18 protein-coding genes are annotated in these 17963 nt (G+C 69.2%); 11 read left to right on the forward strand and 7 right to left on the reverse strand.

Translation table 11 applies throughout. The features are described 5' to 3' along the window. Positions 1 to 14: 14 nt before the first annotated feature. On the reverse strand, positions 15 to 626 hold the full coding sequence (locus OHA18_RS14290; protein ID WP_329004553.1) for a hypothetical protein: 612 nt from the start codon (positions 624 to 626) through the stop codon (positions 15 to 17). Between the two features lie 191 nt (positions 627 to 817). Here OHA18_RS14290 and OHA18_RS14295 point away from each other — a divergent pair, with 191 nt between their 5' ends. Further along, complete coding sequence (locus OHA18_RS14295; protein ID WP_329006106.1) at positions 818 to 1564, forward strand: aminotransferase class IV; 747 nt, start codon at positions 818 to 820, stop codon at positions 1562 to 1564. Here OHA18_RS14295 and OHA18_RS14300 read toward each other — a convergent pair. Next, a complete protein-coding gene (locus tag OHA18_RS14300) occupies positions 1561 to 3021 on the reverse strand; it encodes a CCA tRNA nucleotidyltransferase (RefSeq protein WP_442914387.1) in 1461 nt (486 codons plus the stop codon). The genes OHA18_RS14295 and OHA18_RS14300 overlap by 4 nt on opposite strands. A gap of 24 nt (positions 3022 to 3045) precedes the next feature. On the opposite strand from OHA18_RS14300, the gene OHA18_RS14305 reads away from it, so the two are divergent. The 9 genes from OHA18_RS14305 (at position 3046) to OHA18_RS14345 (ending at position 13385) form a co-directional block, all read left to right on the forward strand. Next, positions 3046 to 5331 (forward strand): hypothetical protein, encoded by a 2286-nt coding sequence (locus OHA18_RS14305; protein ID WP_329004554.1) that lies wholly within the window; start codon positions 3046 to 3048, stop codon positions 5329 to 5331. Continuing rightward, on the forward strand, positions 5324 to 6970 hold the full coding sequence (gene murJ, locus OHA18_RS14310) for a murein biosynthesis integral membrane protein MurJ (protein WP_329004555.1): 1647 nt from the start codon (positions 5324 to 5326) through the stop codon (positions 6968 to 6970). Before OHA18_RS14305 ends, murJ begins: the two co-directional genes overlap by 8 nt. A 103-nt stretch (positions 6971 to 7073) precedes the next feature. Beyond that, a complete protein-coding gene (locus OHA18_RS14315) occupies positions 7074 to 8735 on the forward strand; it encodes a protein kinase family protein (RefSeq protein ID WP_329004556.1) in 1662 nt (553 codons plus the stop codon). After that, positions 8732 to 9448 (forward strand): RNA polymerase sigma factor SigM, encoded by a 717-nt coding sequence (gene sigM, locus OHA18_RS14320; RefSeq protein WP_329004557.1) that lies wholly within the window; start codon positions 8732 to 8734, stop codon positions 9446 to 9448. Before OHA18_RS14315 ends, sigM begins: the two co-directional genes overlap by 4 nt. Before the next feature lie 118 nt (positions 9449 to 9566). Then, positions 9567 to 10322, forward strand: a complete 756-nt coding sequence (locus OHA18_RS14325; protein ID WP_329004558.1) for a hypothetical protein — start codon at positions 9567 to 9569, stop codon at positions 10320 to 10322. Between the two features lie 102 nt (positions 10323 to 10424). Next, positions 10425 to 11408, forward strand: a complete 984-nt coding sequence (gene trxB / locus OHA18_RS14330; protein ID WP_329004559.1) for a thioredoxin-disulfide reductase — start codon at positions 10425 to 10427, stop codon at positions 11406 to 11408. 44 nt (positions 11409 to 11452) lie between these two features. Further along, positions 11453 to 11770 (forward strand): thioredoxin, encoded by a 318-nt coding sequence (gene trxA / locus OHA18_RS14335; RefSeq protein WP_442914414.1) that lies wholly within the window; start codon positions 11453 to 11455, stop codon positions 11768 to 11770. 43 nt (positions 11771 to 11813) lie between these two features. Next, complete coding sequence (locus OHA18_RS14340) at positions 11814 to 12950, forward strand: N-acetylmuramoyl-L-alanine amidase (protein ID WP_329004561.1); 1137 nt, start codon at positions 11814 to 11816, stop codon at positions 12948 to 12950. Positions 12951 to 13034: 84 nt separating this feature from the next. Continuing rightward, positions 13035 to 13385: a VOC family protein gene (locus tag OHA18_RS14345; RefSeq protein ID WP_329004562.1), complete on the forward strand. Its 351-nt coding sequence runs from the start codon at positions 13035 to 13037 to the stop codon at positions 13383 to 13385. A 2-nt stretch (positions 13386 to 13387) separates the two neighbouring features. Here the strand turns inward: OHA18_RS14345 and OHA18_RS14350 are convergent, their stop codons facing one another. Beyond that, the gene (locus OHA18_RS14350) at positions 13388 to 15532 is read right to left on the reverse strand and encodes an MMPL family transporter (protein ID WP_329004564.1); all 2145 of its coding nucleotides are present in this window, start codon (positions 15530 to 15532) and stop codon (positions 13388 to 13390) included. 83 nt (positions 15533 to 15615) lie between these two features. On the opposite strand from OHA18_RS14350, the gene OHA18_RS14355 reads away from it, so the two are divergent. Next, positions 15616 to 15942 (forward strand): PadR family transcriptional regulator, encoded by a 327-nt coding sequence (locus OHA18_RS14355; protein WP_329004565.1) that lies wholly within the window; start codon positions 15616 to 15618, stop codon positions 15940 to 15942. Here the strand turns inward: OHA18_RS14355 and OHA18_RS14360 are convergent. The 4 genes from OHA18_RS14360 to OHA18_RS14375 all read right to left on the reverse strand — a co-directional run bounded on the left by OHA18_RS14360 (position 15922) and on the right by OHA18_RS14375 (position 17900). Continuing rightward, positions 15922 to 16560, reverse strand: a complete 639-nt coding sequence (locus OHA18_RS14360; protein WP_329004566.1) for a permease prefix domain 1-containing protein — start codon at positions 16558 to 16560, stop codon at positions 15922 to 15924. The two genes, OHA18_RS14355 and OHA18_RS14360, sit on opposite strands and share 21 nt — an antisense overlap. Before the next feature lie 29 nt (positions 16561 to 16589). Next, positions 16590 to 16982 (reverse strand): DUF2784 domain-containing protein, encoded by a 393-nt coding sequence (locus tag OHA18_RS14365; protein ID WP_329004567.1) that lies wholly within the window; start codon positions 16980 to 16982, stop codon positions 16590 to 16592. 2 nt (positions 16983 to 16984) lie between these two features. Continuing rightward, a complete protein-coding gene (locus OHA18_RS14370) occupies positions 16985 to 17638 on the reverse strand; it encodes a GNAT family N-acetyltransferase (protein ID WP_329004568.1) in 654 nt (217 codons plus the stop codon). Between the two features lie 61 nt (positions 17639 to 17699). Then, positions 17700 to 17900, reverse strand: a complete 201-nt coding sequence (locus tag OHA18_RS14375; protein WP_329004569.1) for a hypothetical protein — start codon at positions 17898 to 17900, stop codon at positions 17700 to 17702. Between the last annotated feature and the right edge of the window lie 63 nt (positions 17901 to 17963).

Raw genomic sequence — 17963 nt, forward strand, 5'->3', positions numbered from 1 at the left:
CATGCATTCAGCGTCTAGAGGTTCAGGACCACGTGGTCGCCCTCGCGGTGGAAGCCGAGGTTCTTCAGGTACGGCGTGGAGTCGAGCATCCGGGGTGGGGCCAGGACCTGGTGGAAGCCCTGGTCGGTGAAGACGTCGCTGCGGCGGTAGACGAACTCGCCCGGCGTGAAGTCGCGGTACTTCGGGACCACGTAGTCGAGATCGATCTGGGCCCGTCCGGTGCCGGCGTCGTGGGCCAGGACGACCCCGACGGTGCGGTCGTCGTGCTGGACCAGGAACGCGTACTGGCTCGCCCCGAGCGTGAACCCCGGGTTGAACCGGGTGATGTCCTTCGCGTGCCGATCCAGGACGTAGCCGAGGTACGCGTCCGCCTTGTCGACCTGCAGCACCTGGTACGCCGCCTCGTCGTGCCGGTGCCGGAGCAGCCGCCACAGATGTACGACGTTGATGACCGCCAGCACCGCATTCATGCCGACCATCGGCCAGACGCCGACCGCGGCGTTGAACCCGACCAGGATCACGCAGCCGATCAGGTTCAGGACCCGCAACCGCAGGATCCGCGTCTGCAGCAACGACCACACAACCAGCGCAGATCCGCCCCACCCGATGATGCTCCATACGTCCACAGCGGGAGACTAGGGTATGTCCGGTGGTTCCGCGCCGTAGCGAGCAGGTGCGCGGTGCGGTGCATCGGCGTGCGGGAGCGAAGGTCTCGATGCGGCGCATCGTGGCCTTCGCGCCCGTGCGGCGAGGTGCCGTGCCGCGTGCCGCGCAGTAGGCGTGGGACCACCGGACATACCCTCGGCCGGTGAGCGACATGCTGCTGCTCGACGGCGCACCCTTACCGGCGGTGGATCCGATGTTGCTGCGTGCAACCAGCTTCGGCCACTTCACCTCGATGCAGGTCCGCGACGGCAAGGTCGATGGACTCGACCTGCACTTCGAGCGGCTCGACCGCAGCACCCGCGAAGTCTTCGGCCAGCCGCTCCCGGCCGACCGGGTCCGCGCCGACCTTCAGACAGCCCTCGCCGAGTCCCTCGACCTGTCCGTCCGCATCAACGTCTTCTGGACCGACCGGCTCCGACTGCTCACCCGGATCGGCCCGCCCATCGCCCCTGGCACCCAACCGGTCCGTCTGCTCGCTGTTCAGCACGAACGCGCCGTCCCGCACCTCAAGCACACCGGCACGTTCGACCTCATCTACTACGCCCACAAAGCCGAGCAAGCGGGGTACGACGACGCCGTCTTCCACACCGCCTCCGGCGAGATCTCCGAAGCGTCGATCTGGAACATCTGCTTCGCACGCGGGACCGACATCGTGTTCCCCGCCGCCCCGGTCCTCCCCGGCATCCGCCAGCAGGTCCTCCAACGCGGCCTGGACACCTACGCCACCGCTCCGGTCCCGCTGACCGACCTGTCGACGTACGACGCCGCTTACCTCACCAACTCGATCGACCCCGCGTTGCCGGTCGCGTCGATCGACACCACGACGTACGAACCCCACGCGGAGTCAGCCGAGCTCCTCGCCCAGGCCTACGCGACCCAAGCGGCGCAGGCGATCTAGCCGCGCTCGGCCCACCAGCGCAGCAGCTCCTCGCGGGCGCGGTCCTCGCCGAGCGGCCCCTGGTCGAGGCGCAGCTCCATCAGGAACTTGTACGCCTCGCCGACCTCCCGGCCGGGCGAGATGCCGAGGATCCGCATGATCTGGTTGCCGTCCAGGTCGGGGCGCAGGGCGTCGAGCTCCTCCTGCTCCCGCAACCGCTCGATCCGCGCCTCCAGGTCGTCGTACGCGGCCCGGAGCATCTCGGCCTTGCGGCGGTTGCGGGTCGTGCAGTCGGCCCGGGTCAGCACGTGCAGACGCTCGAGCTGGTCGCCGGCGTCGCGGACATAGCGCCGTACGGCGGAATCCGTCCACTCGCCGTCGCCGTACCCGTGGAAGCGCAGGTGCAGCTCGATCAGCTTGCTGATCTGCTCGATCTGCTCGTTGCTGAACCGCAGCGCCTTCATCCGCTTCCGGGCCAGCTTCGCACCGACCACGTCGTGGTGGTGGAACGTCACCTTCCCGCCGTCCTCGAACTTCCGCGTCTTCGGTTTTCCGATGTCGTGGATCAATGCGGCGAACCGAACGACGAGATCTGGCGTCGGAACAGGCAGGCGGGATTCCAGATCGATGGCCTGGTCGAGGACGGTGAGCGAGTGCTGGTACACATCCTTGTGCCGGTGGTGCTCGTCCCGCTCCAGCTTGAGCGCCGGCAGCTCCGGCAGCACGTAGTCGGCCAGCCCGGTGGAGACGAGCAGGTCGAGCCCGATCCGCGGCTGATCGGCGCAGATCAGCTTCTCCAGCTCGTCGCGGACCCGCTCGGCGGACACGATCGTGATCCGCTCCGCCATCGCCTGCATCGCGGCCACCACCGCCGGGTCGGGCGTGAACCCGAGCTGCGCGGCGAACCGGGCCGCGCGCATCATCCGCAGCGGGTCGTCGGAGAACGAGTCCTCCGGAGTGCCCGGCGTCCGGATCCGCTTGTGCGCGACGTCCTCGATGCCGCCGTACAGGTCGACGAACTGCCGCGACGGCAGCCGGACCGCCATCGCGTTCATCGCGAAGTCGCGGCGGGCCAGGTCGCCCTCCAGGCTGTCGCCGTAGGCCACCTCAGGCTTGCGCGAGGTGGGATCGTAGGTTTCCGACCTGTAGGTCGTGATCTCCAGAACCCACTCGCCCTTACGACAACCGATGGTGCCGAACGCCTTGCCGATGTCCCAGACGTGGTCCGCCCAGCCGGACAGCAACCGCTCGATCACATCGGGGTGCGCTGACGTGGTGAAGTCCAGATCCTTGCTCCCCCGGCCGAGGAGAATGTCCCGGACAGGACCGCCGACCAGGGCGATCTCATGGCCGGCGGCATCGAACCGGGAGCCCAGTTCGTCGACCACCGGAGCTAGTTCCAGCAACGCCTGGACGGCTCGCCGCTGCACTGCGGGCAACGATCCGGCGGAGGCTGACTGGTCGGCAAAGGGTGACACGGGGAACTAGGTTACGGTGACGGCGTGTTCAGACGGCGACTGAGGCCTTCCGCGGTGGTGGGGGCGTGCCTGGTGGTTGCTGCTTCGGCAGCGACTCTGGGCGCTCCGGCCGACGCCGCACCGGCCGATGAGCCGACCGTTCAGGTGACGATCGACTCGTTCGCCCCGGTCGCTGCGAAGCCCGGGCTGCCGGTGGTGATCAAGGGCCGGGTGACGAACACCAGCTCGGTGACGTTCAACGATCCGCAGGCGCTGGCCTGTATCGACCGGACCCGCCTGGCCAGCACGGTCGCGCTGGACAGGATCCCGACCGAGCAGAACGTCCCCCTGAACGACCGGGACAGCTGCAGCAACCTGACCAACGATCCCCAGACGTTCAAGCCGTTCGACGAGCCGCTGGCACCGAAGCAGACGGTCGAGTTCACGCTGACGGTGCCGTGGAAAGAATGGCGGATCAAGGACCAGACCGGCGTCTACGTCGTCGGCGTCACCTTCCGCGGCGAACCACCGAACAGCTCCCGGGTCATGGCCGGTCGCGCGCGCACGCTGATGCCGGTGGCCGGCACGACGCCGTTGAGCCGCACCGTTGACACCGCGCTCGTCATCCCGTTGCAGCACCGCCCGACCCAGCTCGGCGGCAAGAACTTCGCCAACGACTCCCTGGCCCAGTCGCTGGCGCCGACCGGCTCGCTGGGCCGGCTGCTCGCGCTCGGCAAGCAGCGCAAGGTCACCTGGCTGCTCGACCCCTCGACGCTCGACGAGATCCGGCAGATGGCGAAGGGGTACGTCGTCGTCGGTGACAACGGCCAGACGATGACGGGCACCGGCCAGGCCACCGCGACCGCCTGGCTCAAAGACTTCGACGCCACCCGGGCCGCGGGCAACCAGCTCATCCTGCTGCCGTACGGCGACCCCGATGTGGCCGGCCTGCTCGATTCCGGCGACCCGCTGAAGAAGCTGGTGGCCGAGGCCCGCAAGACGACTCAGGGCTACATCTTGCCCGCAACGTCCGTGAACGCGGCACCGTCGTTCACCAACGGTCTGTGGCTCGAGGGAGGCGCCGCGGCGGGCCGCTACCTGGGCGCCGCCTCCGGTGGCTTCGCCGGCGCCAGCACCAGCGACCTGAACCTGGTCAGCAGCTCCTCGTGGTCCGCCGCGACCCGGCCGGTGCTGACCTCCACCCCGGTGTACGACGTGACGACGCCCGGTCCCGACACGTCCGTCCGGACCGTCATCGCCAACTCCTCACTCACCAACGGCGGGCCGGACCCGGACACCGCGACCAGCCCGCTTCAGGTCCGGCAGCGGTTCGCAGCCGAGACCGCGCTGATCGCCGCGAGCGGCAAGGGCACTGCGTCGGTCGTCGTCCTGCCACCCCGCGGCTGGGACAGCGACGGCACCGCGACAGCGGCGCTGGCCTCCGGCCTGTCGCTGCCCTGGATCAAGGCCACCGACGTCAACGCAGTCGTGGCGAGCAACCCGAGGCCGCAGGCAATAGCAGCGCCGAAGGCAGCGCAGTCCAACGGAGTGCTGACCGAGGCCCAGCTCAACAACATCAGGGATCTCGACGCCGCGACCACCACGATGCAGAACCTGCTGATCGACGAGAACGCCCTGCCGGACGTGATGTCGCACGCGCGGCTGCGCTCCACGTCGTCCGGCTGGAACGGGTATCCGGAGGAGGCCCGGCATTTCACCGCGATCGAGCTCGGATCGGCCAACCAGCAGCTCGGCAAGGTGCACCTGGTGAACGCGAGCGTGGACCGGGGGCTGCGCAAGGAGATCAAGGTCAACCTGGCCGGCAGCAAGGGCACGTTCCCGCTGACGATCACCAACGACACCGAGTGGTCGGTCCGGGTCGGCATCGAGGTCACCGCCGCGAACCGGTCGGACCTGAAGATCAAGCCGCCGCAGACCGCCGTCCTCGGCCCCCGGCAGAAGTGGACGCCGCGGATCACCGCGAGCGCGGAGCAGAACGGCCTGATCCGGGCCAACGCCCAGGTGGTCACCGCCGGCGGTGCGCCGGTCGGCAAGTCCCAGGAGCTGCTGATCCAGGCCAGCCAGTACGGCAGCGTCGGCTGGATCCTGGTCGGCGCCGCCTGCGCCCTGCTGTTCGGTACGTCGTTCGTCCGCATCTACCGCCGGGTCCGCACCGAGCGCCGCAACCCGGCCGCCCGCGCCGAGACCACTGACGCCACGGACGCCGAGGCCGCTGATCTCGCCCACGATCGCCCTGCGGCGAACGGCGTACCCGAAGCTGCGGCTCCGGATGCGTCCTTGAAAGAAGGAGTCGGTTCGAAGGATGGCTGACCGCACCCTGCGATCCGCGGGGGTGATGGCAGCCGGAACGGTGCTGTCCCGCCTGCTCGGATTCGTCCGGATCGCCCTGCTCGCCGCCGCCATCGGCACCGCGCTGCGCGGCGACATCTTCACCGCCGCGAACACGATCCCGAACAGCCTGTACATCCTGCTGGCCGGCGGGGTGTTCAACACCGTCCTGGTCCCCCAGTTGGTGCGCGCGATCAAGAACCACGACGACGGCGGTCAGGACTTCACCAACCGGATCCTCACCTTCGGCTTCGTCGTCCTCGCCGTCGTCACGGTGGGGTGTGTGCTGCTGGCGCCGGCGATCGCCGAGCTGTACCTGCCGAAGGAGCTCCACGATCCGTCCCGGGTGACCGAGAAGGCGAACATGGTGATGTTCGTCCGGCTCTGCTTGCCGCAGATCTTCTTCTACGGCGCGTTCGTGCTGGTCGGCCAGGTGCTGAACGCGCGCCGCCGGTTCGGTCCGATGATGTGGGCGCCGATCGCGAACAACATCGTCGCCTGCGCGTCGATCGTGATCTTCCTGTTCATCTACCGGGTCGGCGACACCCCGCCGACGTACAGCCACGGCGAGGAGCTCCTGCTCGGGCTCGGGCACACCATCGGCATCGCCGTACAGCTGCTGGTGCTGCTGCCGTACCTGAAGGCGAGCGGGCACCGGTACCGGCCGAAGCTCGGTCTCCGCGGTACCGGTCTGGGGCACACTGCCCGATTGGGCACCTGGACCGTTCTTTTCGTCGCCGTGAACCAGGTGACGCTGGTCGTGGTCACCCAGCTCGCCATCGCCGGTAGCGCGTCGGACGACCCGGGCGCGAAGGCCGGCCTGTTCGCGTACAGCACGGCGATGCTGATCATCCTGGTGCCGCACGGCATCGTCACGGTCTCGCTCGCCACCGCCGCGCTGCCGCAGATGTCGGCGCTGGCGGCCGACGGTGACACCGCCGCGGTTGCCCAGATGTCGTCCCGGTCGATCCGGCAGACGCTGGCGATCGTCGTACCGGCGGCGGCCGCGATGATCGCGTTCGCGTACCCGATCGTCACGATCATCGCCGGCTACGGCTCGGGCAGGAACAACCTGACGCTGATGTCGTACACGCTGATGACGCTCGCGCTCGGCATCGTGCCGTTCACCGTGCAGTACTTCCAGCTGCGCACGTTCTACGCCTTCGAGGACACCCGGACGCCGTTCTTCCTGCAGTGCGTGATCGCGGCAACCAACATCGCGGCGGCCATCATCGGGGTGCGGGTGCTGCTCGACGCCCAGCACCTGCGGTTCAGCGGCGTGATCCTCGGCGCGGCGTACGCGCTGGCCTACCTGGTCGCCGTACTGATCTCCCGGCCGGTGCTGCGGCGGAGGGTGCCGCGGGTGCCGGGCGCCGGGATCGGGCTCCCGCTGCTGGCGATGGTGATCGCCGCGGTCGCCGGGGCCGGCGCGGCCCGGGTCGTGGTCTGGGTCGTGAGCCTGGCGGTCGACTGGTCCGGACCCCTCGGCGCGATCCTCGAGCTGCTGATCGCGGCGCTCGTGATGCTGCCGGTGTACGCCGCAGTGTCCCGGGTACTCCGTATCCACGAAGTGAACGACGTGGTGTCCATGGTCACATCGAAGTTGCCGGTACGCCGCTGAACCGGAACGCTTGTGCATTCGTGCACCCCCTGTGGTGTCAGCGGGGCACTAGCATGGGGGCTGCGAAAGGGCCGCTGGGGCATCAAGGAGGGCGAGAGACACCGTGTCGAACCAGACCGTGAGTCCTGGTGCCCTGCTGGCTGGGCGGTACCGGATCGCCGAGTTGCTGGCAGAGATCGACGGTGCGCGGGTGTGGCGGGCCGTCGACGAGGTCCTCAGCCGTGCCGTCGTCGTCGACGTACTGCCGGTCGGTGACCCACGGACGAACCTGCTGTTCGACGCCGCGCGCCGGGCCGCCGCCGCGAACGACCCGCGCTTCCTGCGGGTGCTCGACTGCGACATGCACGACGGCGTCACGTACTGCGTGCGCGAGTGGGCCGGCGGGCGGTCGCTGGAGCGGATGCTCGGCACTGGACCGCTGACCGGGCAGCAGGCGGGCTGGCTGGCCCGCGAGGTGTCCGAAGCGCTGGAGAACCTGCACCGCACCGGCTACGCGCACGGAGCGATCAGCCCGGCGACCGTGATCATCACCGACGCCGGTGCGATCAAGGTCGTCGGTGTCGCGACGGAGGCGGCGCTGCGGTCGTCCGGAGCGGGTTCCCCCGAGGAGGACGTCCATTCACTCGGCGAACTGCTGTTCGCGTCGCTGACCGGCCGCTGGCCCGGTCCGGCGCCGGCCTGGGGCCTCCAGCCCGCTCCGGTCGAGCATGGTCGGCTGCTGAGCCCACGCCAGGTGCGAGCCGGCGTTCCGCGCTCGCTCGACGACATCAGCGACCGGCTGCTGGGCGACCCGCCACGGCACCACGCCCCACCGATCACCAGCGCCGCCGGCCTGTCCGCGGCGCTGTCCGGAGTCGTCGGAAGCTCGCACGAGCCGCCGAACCAGATGGACGAGACCGTCCAGGTCGCCCGGCAGAACGGGAGCATCGACGACGCCACGCAGGTGGTCCCGCAGGCCGGGCCGCCCGCGCTCGACCCGACGCCGCAACCGTCGTACGACTCCGAGCCGAACGGGTACCGCCAGCCGCAGCCGGCGTACAACACCGCGGCCGAGACGCGGCCGGTCCGCCGGCAGACTCCCCCGCCGTCGAACGGGAACGGCCGGCGCCGCCACGACGAGCCCAAGCGGAAGGGTTCCTGGGGCGGCCGGATCCTGATCCTGCTGGCCATCCTCGCGCTGCTGTCGGTGATCGCGATGGCGCAGTTCCTGCTCAAGGGCGCGATGAACAACGACCAGGACAGCGGCGGCAGCAAGTCGAGCGCCCCGCCGCAGACCAGCACCACGCCATCGGTGACCAGCGGGCCGGCCAAGATCGTCTCCGCCAAGGACTTCGACCCGGAGGCCGACGGCGGGAACGGCGAAGAGCACAGCGAAGACGTCCCGAACACGTACGACGGCAAGGCCAGCACGACCTGGCAGACGCAGACGTACCACAACAAGCCGAACCTGGGCGGCACGAAGCCCGGCGTGGGCATCGTCTACAACCTCGGCGCGAAGACCTCGATCGCGAGCGTGGCGGTCGCGCTGCAGGGTGACGACACGAGCATCCAGCTGATGGTCCCGAAGGGTGACACCACCAAGTCCCCGACCTCGGTCAGCGGCTGGCAGGCGGTGGACACCAAGGCGGACCAGCCGGAAGGTACGGTCACCTTGACTCCGCAGTCGCCGACCGAGTCGCAGTACGTTCTGGTGTACCTGACCAAGCTGCCTAAGGCCGACGGTGGTTTCCGGGGCATCATCTCGGAGGTCTCAATCCAGAAATGACGGCTCACCTGGACTCGGGCGACCAGCCGCCCCGCCCGGACGTCCCGCGCATCGGCGCCGACGATCCGGTGGCATCGGCTGCCCACTCCGGTGCGCCGACGAGCTACGACCAGCTGGACGACCACGAGCTGCTCCGGCTGCACGTGGCCGGCAACCCGGACTCGTTCGGGTTCCTGGTGAAGCGGCACCGGGACCGGATGTGGGCGGTCGCGATCCGGACCCTCGGTGAGCCCGAGGAGGCGGCCGACGCGCTACAGGAGGCGTTCATCTCGGCGTTCCGGCGGGCCGACTCGTTCCGCGGGGACGCGAAGGTGACCACCTGGCTGCACCGGATCGTGGTGAACGCCTGCCTGGACCGGATCCGCCGCCGCCAGGTGCGCGCCGCCGACCCGCTGCCCGAGGACGAGGACCGCGCTGCCGAACTGGCCGGCCCCAGCCAGGAGGACCCGGCCGAAGTCCGGGAGCGACGGCTCGACGTGCTCCACGCGCTCAAGCAGATCAACGAGGACCAGCGCGCTGCGCTGGTCCTGGTCGACATGGAGGGCTACTCGATCGAGGAAGCAGCCGCGATCCTCGACTGCGCCCCGGGCACGGTGAAGTCCCGCTGCGCCCGCGGCCGCGCCAAGCTGCTCCCGCTGCTGCGGCACTGGCAGACGACCCGCGCGTCCGACGTACCGGAGAAATCCGCCGCGGAAGCGGTGGGAACCGAATGAGTGGGTACCCCGTCGAAGCGAAGTCGCCTGCCTCTGGCGATTGGACTGCTGATGCCTTCGACCCGGAGCTTTCTATGATCACGCCGCCGCATACCTCCTGTGAGGAGGCGAGCCCCCGATGACCGAGTCCGGTCTGCCGACCAGTGAGCACCTCGAGCACCTGGATACGGACACCATCGCCGATCTGATCGAGAACCTGCTGCCTGCCACCGAGGCGCACCGCGCTCGTGAGCATGTGAAAGCCTGCCCCGAGTGCCAGCAGACGTACGACGCCCTCGTACGGCTGTCCGAGGACCTGGCCGACGAGGGTCGCGCCGACATCCCGATTCCGACCGACGTCGCCGAGCACCTGGACGCCGTGATCGTGTCCGAATCGGTGCTGCGTGCCTCGACGGTCGGCGTGCACTCGCTGGCCCAGATCCGCGAGGAGCCCCGCCGGCACCTGCCGAAGCTGCTCGGCGCGGCTGCCGGCGTCGTGCTGATCGCCGCGATCGGTGTCGGCGTGGTGTTCGCCACCCGGGACCAGGCGAACGAGGGCGCGGCCAGCACCGACCAGAACACCCCACCCGCGGACGCGGTGACGCTCACCACCAACGACATCGGCCCGCGGATCAAGCAGTGGCTCGAGCACACCCCGAACACGATCCTGCACGGCTCGCCGGACGAGCAGGCCTGCGCCCGGACGTTCGCGGCCGGCCAGGCGAGTCCGAACGTCCGGCTGGTCCAGCCCGCCAAGATCGACGGCAAGCGGGCCACGATCATCGGTCTGCAGGGCGGATCCACGCGGGACATCCAGGTCTTCGCGGTCACCGGTTGTAGCGAGCCGAGCGGTGTCGCCAGCTCGTTCTTCGAGACCACGGTGACACTGCGTTGATCCTCACGACCCACCCCCGTGGGGTGGGTACCGTGGGAATGGACGGCCTCTAGGATCCGTTGAGTACGACGTACCAATCTCGACTCCCCGAGGAACGCCTGCATGAGCGACTCCACAGTCCGCAACGTCATCGTCGTCGGCTCCGGCCCGGCCGGCTACACGGCTGCCGTGTACGCCGCTCGCGCGGCGCTGGAGCCCTTGGTTTTCGAAGGCTCCGTGACCGCCGGTGGCGCGCTGATGAACACCACCGAGGTGGAGAACTTCCCCGGCTTCTCGCAGGGCATCATGGGCCCGGCCCTGATGGACGAGATGCGCACCCAGGCGGAGCGCTTCGGTGCCGAGCTGGTCCCGGACGACATCACCAAGGTCGACCTGACCGGCGACATCAAGGTGGTCACCGACTCCGCGGGCACCAAGCACCGGGCCAAGGCCGTGATCCTGGCCATGGGTTCGGGGTACCGCAAGCTGGGGCTGTCCGACGAGGACCGGATGTCCGGGCACGGTGTGTCCTGGTGTGCGACCTGTGACGGCTTCTTCTTCCGCGACCACGAGATCGCGGTCGTCGGCGGTGGCGACTCCGCCGTCGAGGAGGCCACCTTCCTGACCAAGTTCGCCAAGAAGGTGCACCTGGTGCACCGCCGCGGCGAGCTGCGCGCCTCGAAGATCATGGCCGACCGTGCGTTCGCGAACGACAAGATCGAGTTCCAGTGGAACTCGGCCGTCGACACGATCCACGGCGAGGACAAGCTGACCCACCTGACGCTGAAGGACACCGTCACCGGCGAGACCCGCGAGCTCCCGGCCACCGGCCTGTTCATCGCGATCGGGCACGACCCGCGCTCGGAGCTGGTGAAGGGCCAGGTCGACCTGGACGACGAGGGCTACGTGCTGGTCAAGCCGGACAGCACCGAGACCAACCTGCGCGGCGTCTTCGCCGCCGGCGACCTGGTGGACCACACCTACCGGCAGGCGATCACCGCGGCCGGCACCGGCTGTGCGGCCGCTCTGGACGCCGAGCGCTACCTGGCCGCTCTGGAGGACGCGGAGCACGCAGCCGCGGCTACCACAGAGCCTGTCTCTGTCTGACCTGATTCAAAACCACTGAAGGAGATACGCCCGTGGGCGAGAAGATGAACGCCGTCACCGACGCCGAGTTCGACCAGACCGTGCTGAAGAGCGACAAGCCGGTGCTGGTGGACTTCTGGGCCGAGTGGTGTGGCCCGTGCCGCCAGGTTTCCCCGATCCTGGAGGAGCTGGCGCAGGACCACAGCGACAAGATCACGTTCCTGAAGATGAACGTGGACGAGAACCCGGTCACCCCGAGCAACTACAAGGTCACCGGTATCCCTACCATCAACGTCTACGTGAATGGTGAACTGGCCAAGTCGATCGTCGGCGCGAAGCCGAAGGCGGCGCTCCTGAAGGAGCTGTCAGACTTCACCGCCTGATCTACTGAGGACACACCCGTCCGCCACGGCAAGGAGCAGTTGCATGGCAGTGTCACCGTCTGGCCCGCACGGCGTGTACCGCATCGGCGACAGCGGTGAGGCGGTCGCCGAGATCGTCGGCAAGCTGCAGCGGCTCGGGCTGCTGGCCGGCGGTCACGACGTCTACGACGAAGCGACCGCGCACGCTGTCCGCGGGTTCCAGCAGCAGCGCGGGCTGATGATCGACGGGGTCGTCGGCCCGCAGACCTACCGGGCGATCGACGACGCGCGTTGGCGGCTGGGCGACCGGCTGCTGACGTTCGTCCCGTCGCACCCGCTGTCCGGCGACGACGTGCTCGCTCTGCAGGCGAAACTGCAGGAGCTCGGGTTCGCCGTCGCCCGGATCGACGGGATCTTCGGGGCGGACACCCAGCGCGCGGTGACCGACTTCCAGCGGAACATGGGGCTCCCCGGTGATGGGACCTGTGGACCGTCGACGTTCAAGGCGCTGCAACGGATCCGCCCGATGGCGACCGGGGGCCGGCCGGACGCGCTGCGCGCCCGGGAGGCCGTGCGCGCCGCCGGACCGCGGTTGTCCGGCAAGACGGTGGTGATCGACCCGGGCCACGGTGGATTCGACTACGGCTGGGAGGGCTACGGCCTGCGCGAGTCCGACATCGCGTACGACCTGGCCGCCCGGATCGAGGGCCGCCTCGGCGCCACCGGCGTACGGGCGTATCTGTCCCGGGGCCGCGATCAGGGGCCGGACGAGCTGGCGCGGGCCGCGTTCGCGAACGAGACCGACGCGAACCTGTGCGTCTCCCTGCACACCGACGGTTCGATGAACCCGGAGGCGCAGGGCGTTGCGACGTACTTCTACGGCAACGACCTGCACGGCGCCACGTCGAGTGTCGGCGAGCAGTTCGCCGGCCTGGTGCAGCGCGAGATCGTCGCCCGGACCGATCTGCTGAACTGCCGCACCCACGCGAAGACCTGGGACCTGCTGCGCCGGACCAAGATGCCCGCGGTGCGGCTCGAGATCGGCTACGTCACCAATCCGCACGACTCCGCCCGGCTGGCCGACCCGGCCTTCCGGGACGTGATCGCGGAGGCGATCGTGGTCGCCATCCAGCGCGTGTACCTGCCGCCGGAGCAGGATGCCGCGACCGGAATGCTCCGGTTCGGCCAACTGACCGTCTGAGTCGATTTCCGGCTGCGTCGATTTCGGGATGGGCCGTTCGTCAACTGAATGAGCAACATTCATCAGTTGATCCAGGAGGGGCTCATGGCACATCCAGTCGTCCATGCCGAGATCCGATCGGCGGACCCCGACAAGACCCGGGAGTTCTTCGCGGAACTGTTCGGGTGGAAGGTCGCGTCCGAGGGCGCGTTCCCCGGTTACACGTTCATCGACACCGGCACGCCGGAGGGCACGTACGTCGCGATCAGTCCGCGGCAGAGCGCCGAGGACGAGGTGCTGTTCTTCGTCGCGGTCGAGGACGTCGCGGCCACGCTCGCCCGCGCCGAGGAGCTGGGCGGACGGATCGTCCAGCAGGCCCAGCAGGTCCCCGGCACGAGCTTCGGCGTGTTCACCGACGCACAAGGTCACAAGGTCGGCGTGGCCGCCAACGGCTGAGCTCAGTCCTTCTCGAGGGCGATCTTCGGCAGGATGCGGTCGAGCCGGCGGGGTAGCCACCAGGCACGATCGCCCATCAGCCGCAGTACCGCCGGGACGATGATGCAGCGGATCAGGAGGGCGTCGAGGAGTACGGCGGTCGCAAGGCCGAGGCCGAACTGCTTCAGCATCCGGTCGGGACTGAGCAGGAACGCTGCGAACACCACGACCATGATCGCGGCCGCCGCGGTGATCACGCTGCCCGTGGTCGCCAGTCCTTCCCGGACGGCGGCCCGGGCGTCCTTGGTCGCCCGCCACTCCTCGTGGATCCGCGACACCAGGAACACCTCGTAATCCATCGACAACCCGAACACGATCGCGAAGATCATCACCGGCACGAACGCCTCGATCGGCCCCGCCTGCGCACCGAACCAGCCCTGCTGGAACACCAGCGTGATCACGCCGAGCGAGGCGCCGATGCTGAGCAGGTTCAGCACGGCCGCCTTCAACGGGATCAGCACCGACCGGAACACGGCCATCAGCAGCAAGGCCGACAGCCCGACCACGACGAGCACGAAGATCGGCAGCCGCTTACTCACCGCCGCCGCGAAGTCGTCGGCCGCCGCCGTCGATCCACCGACCAGGTACGTCGCCCTGGTCTGCGACTCGAGCTTCGGCAGCGTGTCGTCCCGCAGTCGTTGCACGAGGTCGCTCGTCGCAGCGTCCTGCGGCGCCGACTTCGGAAACGCCAGTACGGTGGCGATCTTGCCGTCCGGAGTCAGCTGCGGCGGCGTCACCGCGGCGATGCCGGGATCGGCGGCCAACGTCTGCCCGAGCACCTGGGCCGCGGTCCGATCGCCCTCCGACACCACGACGAGCGGACCGTTGAACCCGGGTCCGAAGCCGTCGGCCAGCAGGTCGTACGCCTTCCGGCTCGTCTTCGCCGGGTCGTCCGTCCCCGCATCCGCGAACCCGAGCCGCATGGTCAACGCCGGCAGCGACAACGCCACCAACGCGACGACCCCGAGCAGCAACGGAACCCACGGCCCACGCTGGACGGCGCCCGCAAGCTTCCGCCAGCCGTCGCCAGGGGTACGGCGCTGCTTGGCGGCATGCTTGCGCACACTCCGCTCGATCCGCCTCCCGAACAACGTCAGCAGCGCGGGCAGCAGTGTCACCGCGGCCAGCATCGTCATCAGCACGGTCAACGTGACGCCGAGCGCGACGCCTTGCAGCGAGCCGAGTCCGAGCGCCAGCAGACCGAGCAACGCGATCACGACGGTGCAGCCGGCGAACAGCACCGACCGGCCCGCGGTGTCCAAGGCAACGATCGCCGCCGTCGCCCGATCGGTCTCGCCCTTGAGCAACTCATGGCGATAGCGCGAGAAGATCAACAGGGCATAGTCGATGCCGACGCCCAGACCGACCAGCAGCATCACCGGCGTCGTGTACTCCGGCACCGTGAACAGGTGCGACGCGAGCATCAGCAACCCGACAGTGCTGCCCACCGCGAACACCGCAGTCAGCAACGGAAGTGTTGCCGCGAGCAACGATCCGAAGAGGAACACGAGGATCACCAACGCCGCCAGCAGACCCGCGCCTTCGGACGCGCCGCCCGAACTGTCCGCCGCGTTCCGCGCCAGGTCTCCACCGACCTCGACCTGGAAGCCGCTCCGCGCGAAGTCCTGCGCCCGATGAATGATCGTCCGCACGTCGTCCACCGGCATGTCCGTGGCCGCCACATCCAGGCTGACGGTCGAGTACGCCGTACGTCGATCTGTCGACATACTGCCCGGAGCAGTGAAGGGGTCGGCGACCGACGCGACGTGCGGAAGCTCGCGGACGACCGCGAGCATCGAGGCCACCCTGGTCTTGTCCGCGTCGAGCCCGCCGTCGGCGCGCACGACGATCTGGACCGATGCCGTGTCCCCCTTCGGCTGGTGCGCCTGGAAGATGTCCGTCACCCGCTGGGAGTCCGTGCCGGGGAGCGAGTTGTCGTTCTTGTAGCTGGCGCCGACCACCGTCGACGTGGCGGTGACGGCGGCCAGAACGACCACCCACAACAGGAGCGCCAGACCGGCGTGGCTCATGGCCCAGCCGGAGACGCGGTGCAGCAGACCCGGTCGAGTCGTGCCGGGTGGTCGTCGTACGGGGGTGTCCACGGTCATCGCGGGCCCTCCTCACTGCCTCATAAGTAGATTGGCTACATGTCGCCTCTCGACAGTAACAGACATATGAGTAGACTGGCTACATGAAGGCGGATGCGCTGCGTGGGCACCTCGACCCGATGATCCTGGCGGTCGTCGAGCACGAGCCGCTGCACGGTTACGCGATCATGGAGGCGCTGCTCGAGCGCAGCGGCGGCGAGCTCGATCTGCCGACCGGCACGCTGTATCCGGCGCTGCGGCGGCTGGAGCGGGCCGGTTACCTGGCCAGCGAGTGGAGCACGGTCGGCGGGCGGAAGCGCCGGACGTACCAGCTCACCAGCGCCGGCACGAAGATGCTTGCCTCCGGCAAAGAGGAGTGGCTGACCTTCCGGGCCGTGGTCGAGGGAGTACTACACCCGGGCCAGGCGTAGGCAGCGGGCGGCCTGGACACTGACGAGCGCGAGCGGCAGGACGACGAACGTCCCGACGATCCCGTAGGCCGGCAGGCCAGGAGTGTGGGCGCTGGTCGCGGTCATGGTGACGCCGATCGCGGCGATCAACGCGGAACCGGCCAGGGTGAAGAGTGCGGTGACCCGGCTCAGGTGCTCCCGGACCAGCGGGTACCGCAGCCCGATGCCGGTGCCGAGCACAGCCAGCACAGCGCCGGCGATCACAACTCCGCCGATGTCCCGGACCACGATCTGAAGCAGGTCGTTCAGGGCGCCCGTGTCGTTCTGGTCGCTGGTCCAGGCCCAGGCGCCGCTCTGCCAGACGATCGGCTGGACCATCAGCGCCAGCAACAGCATCATCGCCGTCCGGCGGCTCTGACTGATCGCCAGCTCGGAGCGGTACCCCGGAACCACGTCGGACAGTTCGCCGAAGTCGGCCACCGCGTGCTTCTCCGCGTCGTACCGGTCGAGACCGTCGGCCTCGAACGCCTCGGTCGCGTCGGTCAGGTGATCGCGGGCCTCGGCCAGCAGATCTGCCTTGCGCCGGCGTGGTCCCCAGAGCTCTTTGCTCAAGGCGGCCAGGTACTCGTCGATGGGCACCCTCCCAGTATGGCCAGGGTGATCCCGCATCACGTCCGGGGTCCCACTGACTCGCCCCTGACCTTGGTCCTCCGCCGGTGCCGTACGACGAAGAACCCGGCGTACCCGATCAGCACCAGCGCGAACCCGATCCGCTCGGCCCAGGGCGTCGCGCCCTCCGGCCAGAGGTGTCCGTCGAGGTAGTGGTGGATGTACCCGCCCGCGTAGACGCTCTCGCCGCCCTGCCGGCGGAAGAACTTCTCGGTGGCCGTCACCGGGCAGCCGAAGTCGACCAGCACGATGACGAGGTTCCACACCACGATGCCAAGGTGGAGCCAGATCAGCCCGGGCCAGCGCCAGGCGAGGAACGCACCGACCGCGAAGAACAGCAGCAAGGCGGCGTGCACGACCATGACCACGTCGGCGAGCACGCGCCAGATCATGGCTACTCCGGACCCGACCTCAGCGCGTCCCGGACCGTCACGGGCCCCGACGGCGAGGGCTCCGGGCGGATCGCGCCCATCAGGCGCTCGACGGCTGCCTCCATCTCGCTGCGCCAGGTGATCGCCGACCGCAGGTCGAGCCGCAGCCGCGGATTGCGTGGATGCTCGCGGACGACACCGAAGCCGACGGCGCGGAGGAACTCGGTCGGCCAGACGCACCCCGGCCCGACCCAGCGCGAGTCCCCGAACGCCTCGACGGCCCGGAACCCACGCTTCAGCACGTCCTTCGCGACGGCCTGGACGAGGATCTTGCCCAGCCCGAGCCCCAGGTACCGCGGCTGGATCCGGCCGATGGCGAGGACGACGGCATCCGGGCTGACCGGCGCGGTCGGAAAGGCCTGGATCCGCGGCAGGTACGTCGCGGGCGCGTACACCGCGAACCCGGCCGGATCGTCGTCGACGTACAGCACGACTCCCGCGGGACCCCAGTCGAGCAGCACCTGGGACAACCAGGCTTCCTTCTCCAGCGCGGTGTCGCAGTTCCGCTTGGCCTGGCGCGCGGCGACCGGGTCGAGCTCCCAGAACACGCAGTCACGGCACGACACCGGCAGCTCGTCGAGGTTGGCGAGCGTCAGTGGTTCGAGCCGTCGGGCCATCAGCGCGTCCGGTCCGCGGGGCCGCGTCGTTGGTCGCTTGTTAGCTTCGTCACGGTACGTGTCACCGTACGGCGGGCTCCGTCGCCGGCTCCGGCTCGGGAGCCGGGGTCCGCGCGTCCGGAGTGCGGGTCGCCTCCGGGGCGACGTACCGCTGTTGCACCTTGGCGGCGGGTTGCCGCCGGAACAGCTCGCCGGCGAACCCGGCCAGCACGCCCAGCACCAGTCCGCCGAGCGTCCATCCGGCTGTCTTGCCCACGCTCATCCCGAATCCTGCCTTCCGGTTCTACCTCTCAGGCGCCCACCCGCTCGGCCTGGCTGTCTCAGC

The organism is Kribbella sp. NBC_00709, from assembly GCF_036226565.1.
In the GTDB taxonomy this organism is placed as follows: domain Bacteria; phylum Actinomycetota; class Actinomycetes; order Propionibacteriales; family Kribbellaceae; genus Kribbella.